General features: G+C 45.0%; 11 protein-coding genes and 2 pseudogenes. 1 reads left to right on the forward strand and 12 read right to left on the reverse strand.

Features of this window, described 5'->3' with window-relative positions; all coding sequences use genetic code 11:
• On the reverse strand, positions 1-382 hold a 382-nt coding region (locus MKMG_RS09695), incomplete at its 3' end, for a glycosyltransferase family A protein (RefSeq protein WP_165077611.1).
• 229 nt (positions 383-611) lie between these two features.
• On the opposite strand from MKMG_RS09695, the pseudogene MKMG_RS09700 reads away from it, so the two are divergent.
• Positions 612-869: pseudogene (locus MKMG_RS09700) on the forward strand (IS5/IS1182 family transposase); the annotation flags it as partial.
• Positions 870-903: 34 nt separating this feature from the next.
• Here the strand turns inward: MKMG_RS09700 and MKMG_RS09705 are convergent.
• From MKMG_RS09705 to MKMG_RS11790, 11 genes and pseudogenes are all read right to left on the reverse strand, one after another.
• Positions 904-1,158 (reverse strand): DUF3303 domain-containing protein, encoded by a 255-nt coding sequence (locus MKMG_RS09705; RefSeq protein ID WP_165077612.1) that lies wholly within the window; start codon positions 1,156-1,158, stop codon positions 904-906.
• 85 nt (positions 1,159-1,243) lie between these two features.
• Positions 1,244-1,417, reverse strand: coding sequence for a hypothetical protein (locus MKMG_RS09710; RefSeq protein ID WP_165077614.1), 174 nt, complete (start codon positions 1,415-1,417; stop codon positions 1,244-1,246).
• 226 nt (positions 1,418-1,643) lie between these two features.
• The gene (locus MKMG_RS09715) at positions 1,644-1,979 is read right to left on the reverse strand and encodes a hypothetical protein (protein WP_165077616.1); all 336 of its coding nucleotides are present in this window, start codon (positions 1,977-1,979) and stop codon (positions 1,644-1,646) included.
• A 48-nt stretch (positions 1,980-2,027) separates the two neighbouring features.
• Positions 2,028-3,122 (reverse strand): hypothetical protein, encoded by a 1,095-nt coding sequence (locus MKMG_RS09720; protein WP_165077617.1) that lies wholly within the window; start codon positions 3,120-3,122, stop codon positions 2,028-2,030.
• Between the two features lie 171 nt (positions 3,123-3,293).
• Complete coding sequence (locus MKMG_RS09725) at positions 3,294-3,740, reverse strand: tetratricopeptide repeat protein (RefSeq protein ID WP_165077619.1); 447 nt, start codon at positions 3,738-3,740, stop codon at positions 3,294-3,296.
• Positions 3,741-4,078: 338 nt separating this feature from the next.
• Positions 4,079-4,213: a hypothetical protein gene (locus MKMG_RS11700; protein WP_256366079.1), complete on the reverse strand. Its 135-nt coding sequence runs from the start codon at positions 4,211-4,213 to the stop codon at positions 4,079-4,081.
• A gap of 250 nt (positions 4,214-4,463) precedes the next feature.
• Positions 4,464-4,913, reverse strand: a complete 450-nt coding sequence (locus MKMG_RS09730) for a hypothetical protein (RefSeq protein WP_165077621.1) — start codon at positions 4,911-4,913, stop codon at positions 4,464-4,466.
• A 559-nt stretch (positions 4,914-5,472) separates the two neighbouring features.
• A complete protein-coding gene (locus MKMG_RS09735) occupies positions 5,473-5,859 on the reverse strand; it encodes a hypothetical protein (protein ID WP_165077622.1) in 387 nt (128 codons plus the stop codon).
• Between the two features lie 12 nt (positions 5,860-5,871).
• Positions 5,872-6,048 (reverse strand): hypothetical protein, encoded by a 177-nt coding sequence (locus MKMG_RS09740; RefSeq protein ID WP_165077624.1) that lies wholly within the window; start codon positions 6,046-6,048, stop codon positions 5,872-5,874.
• Positions 6,049-6,100: 52 nt separating this feature from the next.
• On the reverse strand, positions 6,101-7,246 hold the full coding sequence (locus MKMG_RS09745; protein ID WP_165077626.1) for a hypothetical protein: 1,146 nt from the start codon (positions 7,244-7,246) through the stop codon (positions 6,101-6,103).
• Between the two features lie 469 nt (positions 7,247-7,715).
• Positions 7,716-8,000 (reverse strand): annotated as a pseudogene (locus tag MKMG_RS11790) (cytochrome c biogenesis protein CcdA); the annotation flags it as partial.
• Positions 8,001-8,122: the final 122 nt, after the last annotated feature.

Raw genomic sequence — 8,122 nt, forward strand, 5'->3', positions numbered from 1 at the left:
GATTGATTCTGTTTTTTATGCCATCCTCAAGCGGGTAGACGGTCCCGTAAATGGCTGCCGCTTCCGGATGGGCAGCAAATTCGTTATACACTGTCTCGATCCATTCAGGAGGCAGGACGCAGTCCCCGTCTGTTGTGGCAATAATATCTGCCGTTGCAAGGTCGGCACCGTCATTGCGTGCACCGCCCACCTTTTCGCGGGTCTGAATGATCACCTGGTCTGCGTACTTCCGGGCAATATCACGCGTGGTATCCTTTGAATTACCGTCCACAACAATGAGTTCGTATTCTGTTCGGTTCATCGTCTGGTTACAGAGTGATTCAAGGCACCTGCCGATATTTTTCTCTTCATTATATGTCGGAATAACTACTGAAACTTTCATGGTCAGCCACCGGTGATATTGCAGAAATGCTGAAATATCGTGGGTACATATTGCCGGTGCAGATACTTGAACGTGTGGAACGGGGTTACATAAAATGGAATGATGGTTTATTGAAACTCTGTAGTCATCAATCATACCTGAAGGAAAAGATCTACAAAATTGCTGGTTCTTGTGTAAGTTAACAAATCAAGGGCTCTGTTGAAACCCTATTGCCGAACGTCCATTCTCAAAAGGAAAGATTCATTTCGGAAAATACAGACAGGAGATGCATTCTAATTTCGATGATGAACGATATCGTGAAAAAAATAAAGTCGAAACAGCATTCTCAGTCATTAAAAGAAGATTTGGAGAAGATCTGAAGGCACGAAAGTATTGATTTCAGGTCAAAGAGATCAAGATCAAAGTGATTCTCTATAACATTACAAAAGCGGTTCAATCTGTTGCTTTCGTTGTCATATTTGAGGGATTCAACAGAGCCCAAAAATAAAAAAAAGATCTTTCTACTTTGCCTTCGCTGTATATCACATCTGTTTGATCGCATCCTCGATTGTCATGGCCGGTACGATGTGCGCTACTCCAAATGAACTGAATGGCAGCGTGATCTTCAGGAGAGATTCCTCATTCGGGGCCTCAAATATCGCAGCCGACATGTGCCTCCCGATCAGGAGGTACCGGTGAAGGACTTTCACCTCAGGTGGAAATTTGAAGCTCTTCCATAATTCGATAACCTGGGTGGTGTGATCCGGATCGAATTCATACCACATAACAAATAACATCTTTTTTACCTCGCCCCCCCTATGGTTGATGTCGTATAAATAAGTTCCCCAGGTTGCATTGGAGAGGGCATCTTCATTCCAATTATCAAACACCAGATGAAGGGTCTTTTGGAACTGAATGGTCATGTCGCCCCATTACGCAGCTGAGGGTATGATCTTTGCCATTCATGTTTTTTATGGAAACCTTTCTGCAGCCAGATGGAGCAAGCACCATTACAATAAGCAGGCTCAAAGCCCGCATGCCTTTTTTCAGTTTCATCTTTTCACCTCTATACTTTTCACCGCAGGCAGACCAATCCCTTTTCATTTTCAGGAAGCATCGGACCATCACAAGATCCATTTCATTTCATCATACATACCTCTTCAGACCACATCGTCTAAATAGCTCGACCTGTTTCGATGATGTGGCCAGAACAGCATGATGTCAGATGGTAGTGTGATAAAAGTTCTAAAAAATTGAATATGATCAGGATCGTTTCGAACCGTTATTTTTTCATTGAGAGAATAATCCCTCCTGTTTTTCGGGCAATGATATTGTACATCCCTGCAAGAAGGAACCCAACAATACTGCTGATGACAATGACTGCAACAAGCCACCCGATAATGGCAGGAATAGTGAATAATTGAAAAAAGCCTGCATATTCTTCAGGAAGAAATATCATATTCCCTCTGATGATGAAATAATACAATAACAGACCGCAAACAGATACCATAACGGCAATACCGGATATGATTCCGGTGAACATTTTTACAAATGAAAACGTATCGATTCGAGTGATTTCAACAGCATCGGTGTTGGTTACCTGTTCCTTTTTTTCCATGAATGTTACCTTTATTAAATAATTAAACTATCCGCACGTATGAACCGTTCAGAAATCAAGCAACTCCCCGGAGATAGCAAATCCACCGTCTGCCGTCTGAATGATAGGGCCAACCTTAATATCATCCCCAATGTCAAGCGATGCATCCCACATGGTCGTCCCTTCATTGTCAAGTCTGACGATGTGGGAAGTACTGGCATATACATATCCGCCGTCATCAGTCGCGATGATGGACTGGGTTACCTGCACCGGCCGTTCGCCGATCAGTTCCCCATCCGCAGAGAGGGAGACTTCAGTTATCTCTGTGACCCTTTTGCCCGCTGGTTCATTCCTCTTTGTTTGCCGGGTGGTTTCATAAATAAGGTCATATGTGCCGTCGGGGGAGAGACGGACGATATAGAGGCGGGCGGGTGATTCGGTTGAAAAGGTCCTGTTCCATACGCTGTCACCTTCGGCATTGAGTTGGGTGACCCACACGCCGGCATCGCAGGTCCCTCCGGTGACAAAGCCTCCCGTGGGTACTGCGATTATTGTACTGGCGCTCTGGTCCGGTGCAAATGTCGTTTCCCATACTATTGCTCCATCCTCGTCAAGTCTGACGGACCGGTTGTTCCCCGCTACGGCATACCCGCCGTCCGGTGCCCTGACCACCCGCCACCCCTTGTCCACTTCCCACAGCAACGGGTCGCTTTCTTCGCCGAGCGGCGTGCTCCAGAGGACGGTTCCACTTTCATTTACCCGTGTCAGGCCCGCTGAACGTCTGGTTATGGCATATCCCCCGCCCGGAGCTTCGACAAGCGAGTTACCATAGTCCGGGGGTGAACCGATGGTCATATCAGATATGGCCTCTCCATCCGCATCAAGTGTAACAATGCGGGGGATTGGACCTGTCCCTGTGCCTGCGATTGCGTATCCGCCATCACGAGTCTGGATCATCCCTTCCCCCCTGCCGTTTGGGTCTCCGTCAATGGTTGTTGTCCACTGCTCGTTCCCGTCTGCATCGATCTTGAGGAGCCACATCTTAAATGTGAGCGGTTTATGCCCCACATCAGAGCATCCGGCGGTGAATAGCAGGGTTAGCACGAAAAGAAAGATGATCAGCACGGTGGTTGTATTCCTTATTCTTTGGTGATTGTCAAACATCGTGTTCCTCATTTAAATAATCATTTCACTTCTTCACAAATACCTCTTCAGACCAAATCGTCGAAATGGATTGACCGGTTTCGATGATTCTGCCGGAAGAGCATGAGGGTATACAGTGATTATCGCATAATCATCGCAGGAAATGAATAATAATGGCGTGCAGAATATTTTTCACGATTCTTCCCGTATAAAGTCAGACCGTAATTTTTTGGCAAGCGGTTTATACTGAGGGTTGATTTCAACGGCCTTTTCAAGGCATTCTTGGGCCTCGTCAGTTCTTTTCAGAATAAATAACGAAAATGCCTTTTCATAATACGCAAATGCAAATTCTGAATCAAGCTCAATTGCAATATCATAATATTCCAGCGCTTTTTCATGCCTGCCACCCGCTGCAACACTGCACATTCCTTTTAATGTCCATTCAAGGGGATTTTCAGGATTTGTCTGGAATTTCTCCGGATCTTCCAGATATTCTGACATCCATTTCTGATGGGTTACGTTATCGTCCGTTATGTAAGGGGTACTTCCCGGCAAATATATGTCATCAATACATCCGGCCGATAGGATAATGACTGCGATTATCACACCCATGACGGGCACATAACTGATTCCCTTCATTTTTTCACCACTTTGTACCGCAGGCAGACTCGTCCCCGGATTCAGGCAGCATCAGATCCCCTAAAGATCCATTTCATTTCATCATAAATACCTCTTCAGGCCAAATCGTCGAAATGGATTGACCCGTTTCGATGATTCTGCCAAAACAGCATGAGATCATACATGTACCGGCGTATCCATGACATAAATTATTGAAGATGGGATGAGACAAATCCGGATTGATCTGATGAGGATTTCTGAATTCTTTTTCAAAAGAGCTCATCAGCGTCTGCGTGGTGGCAGAGATCTGATCCTGAGTTATTTTAGAGTCAACAAGGCGAACGGTGTATTTCTCCGTTTCATACCCTGCATGTTGTTTGACACTGGTCAGACTTCTGCATCCCTTCCGCACTCACCACCGGCACCATCACCACGCTCACCAGCAGTAGTGTCAGGAGCACGGAGAGTGCCTGCATTCCAATTTTTGTTTTCATGGTTTTCCTCTGTTTTTCATCTCACCGGTGACAGAAACAGGCAAACGTATAAACGCATGAACTCGCATATATGCAAATGTCCTCCGGGCACGCGAGGGGTTCAACCATTCTTGATCCGTTCAGGTGAACCCCGTGCAACATCTTTTAGATACTGCATTTCAGACTGTTAACTTCGTTTTATTAATGGTTTATGTCCACATCATCCAACTGTTCTGTTCAGTTGGACATAACCCCAAAAAGAGTCCCGGGTTCAGGTGCCTTTGTTCCGTGATCTCAGAAGACGGGAGTAGAGTATCAAAAGCACAAATATTATGATAATTCCAATTGCTCCAAAAATAAGTTGAACAGGTCTGTAAAAAATGCTGAATTCACTATCTGGCACCGACTTATCATAAATTACCTTGTCCCCTATTACAGGTTCTTTGAGCACTGTCTCCGATGAAGTACTTATAGGCGTGTTTCTCACTGTACTCGTGGTTTCAGGGAGTTCTGGACTGGCCATTATATAGTAAATATAGGCTTTGGAATCTGGTTCTGTCACTTGATCTTTCATATCAGCAAAAGAGATCAGATTCCAGTCTGTGTTGCTCATCTCTACTGGGCTATATTCATATAGAGAGTTTAGATCGCATCCTGTTACAGACCCAACCAAGATAAAAGATAAAATTATAATTGTAACTTCTGGATTAATTTGAGTCATTAAATGCCACCATTCTTAAGAAAAATACATTTTTTGGAATTATGATACATGAACGATGTCGGACTGAGTATTGGTAAAATCAGATCCCCTAAAGATCCATTTCGTTTCATCCTACATATCTCTTCAGACCAAATCGTCGAAATGGATTGATCCGTTTCGATGATTCTGCCGGAAGAGCGTGAGGTCATAGATGTCCCGGCGCATCCGTGCCAGAAAAATTATTGAAGAGGGGAGAGGACAAACCTGGATTGATCGGAGATTTTTTTCGGTATGATATCTGCATCGATATTCTGCGACATCTCTCTTTTGCAAAATATTTCGTGATTATAATACTCCTCCGGAAAGTGACTATTCATTCCTGAATTGACAAAAAAGGTATTTAGGGAGTTGAGGAGTGGTGAATTTTGAAAAGAAAATAAATAACGATCATGAACATGAATCCCGCCAGAGTTGTATAATAACGATAGAGGATTTCTACAAAGCAGGTATATTCGAAATATTTTCGCTCGCCGGTAGTATTGTCAAAAATATATCCATAAATAAAGTTATAATACCAAAATTATGGTTGTTGTACCAATATTCCATAATATCCTCCCTTCCAGGAGAACGTCTTACTTGAATGTTCTTTCCGTATTTCAGACGCTTTTCTTTCACTTACGGTTATAGAATTAACAGATTTTGTTTCACGATTACCAAAATTTTCATCACCAATAGGGGTGACATTATGAAACAGCTCTCCTAACTCAGGATATTCCTTAAAATCGTCTTCTGAAATGTAGGTGATAGTTTGATTTTCCAAATCAATCGCCGAAGATTTTATTTCAACTAACTCAATAGGATTACCCTGACCAAAATAGGCAGAAAAATTGAGTATACCAATAAATACCAGGAATAGTGACACCAACGCAACTGCTACGAAAAAAAGGGTTTTTTTTATTTTCTTCATGTGATCTCCTTTTCAGACTAACGAACTGATATTTCCTTTCACCATTTCAATAGCTCTTGCATTGTCATGAGTTGAATCGCCATGGTAATCCAGAGATGAAATCCCGGTGAACATTCTTACCCGTGAAAACGTATCGATTCGAGAGATTTCAACAACATCAGTGTTGGTTATCGGTTCCTTTTTTCCCATGAATGTTACCTTTACCAGATTACTGAACTATCCGCACGTATGAACAAAGCGTTCAGAAATCAAGGTACCTTCCGAAGAGAGCAAATCCACCGTCTGCGGTCTGAATAATCGATGTGACGGGTCGATCATCGCCGATATCAAATGATGCATCCCAAACAACCTCACCGGCAGTGTCGAGCCTGACAACCCGAAGTGGAGAGCCAGGATTGTCTGATGAACGGAGATCGTTATATTGTGGGTGAGAATACCCGCAATATGCATATCCGCCGTCCTCGGTTGCAACGATGATCCGGGAGACCTGCACCGGTTTTTCGCCTATCTGTTCGCCTTGCGCAGATAGGGAAACTTCCATTGTCTCTGTGATCCACTTGTCTTCCTGGTTGTCCTCGGAAACATGTTGTGTGATTCCATAGATCAGATCATATGTGCCATCGGGGGATAGACGGACGATATAGAGGCGTGCGGGTAATTCGGTCGAAAACGTCCTGTTCCATACGCTGTCTCCTTCGGCATTGAGTTGGGTGACCCACACACCGGCATCGCAGATCCCTCCGGTGACAAAGCCTCCCGTAGGTGCTGCGATTATCGTTCTGGCGCTCTTGTCCGGAGCAAATGCTGTCTCCCATAGGATCATTCCATCCTCATCAAGTCTGACGGATCGGTTGTTCCCCGCTGTAGCATACCCGCCGTCCGGTGCCCTGACCACCCGCCACCCCTTGTCCACTTCCCACAGCAACGGATCGCTTTCTTCGCCGAGCGGCGTGCTCCAGAGGACGGTTCCACTTTCATCTATACGTTTCAGACATTCCCACCGTGTGGTGACGGCATACCCTCCGCCGGGAGCCTCGACAAGTGAACGACCGGAGTCCGGGGATGTATTGATGGTCAAATCCAATCCGGCATCTCCCTTCGCGTCAAGCGTAAAAATGCGGATGATTGGACCATTCCCTGAGCCTGCGATTGCGTACCCATCATCCTGAGTCTGGATCATCTCTATCCCGATACCGTTCGGGTCGTCGTCAATGATGGTGCTCCACTGCTCGTCCCCGTCTGCATCGATCTTGAGGACCCAGATGTCAAAGGTTGGCTGTTTATGCCCTATATCAGAGCATCCGGCGGTGAATAGCAGGGTTAGCAAGAAAAGAAAGATGATGAGCACGGCGACTGTACTCCTTATTTTTTGGCGGTTGTCAAACATCGTGTTCCTCATTTGAATAATTATTTCACTTCTTCACAAATACCTCTTCAGACCAAATCGTCTAAATGGATTGACCGGTTTTGATGATTCTACCGGAAGAGCGTGAGGTCATACAGTGATAATCGCATCGTGATGACACGATACACTTCATTTTTACTGGCAGTCCTTCTCCTTGCGGCACTGTGATGGAAAATCACCATAAATACGGCCCTGACAGTTAGCCATATCTGTTCTGGACGGTAGGGCCACCCGCGATATTCATTTCTCCTGTTACAAACCCCTACGGAATCCTGGACGGCAAGAAAAATATGGAAAATAGATCCCCATCCGAAGTGAAGCGGAAGTTGGAAGGGTGAACGGATATCTTGGGAAAGAGACACAACTGAGATTGTCTGAACTCAACAACAAATACTGACTTGGTATCGAGGCATTCTCCTTCCTGACAGCCAAACCAGTACCGCCACTCGATTTACATCCAGAAGAGCAACCAGAACCCAAACCCAATCAAGATCATCCCGCTAGCGGCCTTAATTACATCCCTGTGTTCTCTGATTTTACTCGACGAGCCACACCCTCCGATGATGCCGACTCCTATAAAGGGCGTGAGCACTCCGGCTCCAAAGACCAACAACAGTGACAAATCCTGTATCGTGCCACCAATCAGGATTTTGCTCAGCAATATGAGTAACATCGGTGCCGCACATGGAACCTTGACAAACGAAAACAACATTCCCAAAAAGAATAATCCAGCAAGAGTGGTTGAATACTTCCGAACAGGTAACTATTCAGCCCCCCAACCAATTTTAGCGAGAATTAACCGTTAGATCAAAATATTATGGGTACATATTAACATTCAATGAATGTGCCTCCCAGTCG

Origin of the sequence: Methanogenium sp. MK-MG (assembly GCF_009914725.1) — an archaeon.
Taxonomy (GTDB): domain Archaea; phylum Halobacteriota; class Methanomicrobia; order Methanomicrobiales; family Methanomicrobiaceae; genus Methanogenium.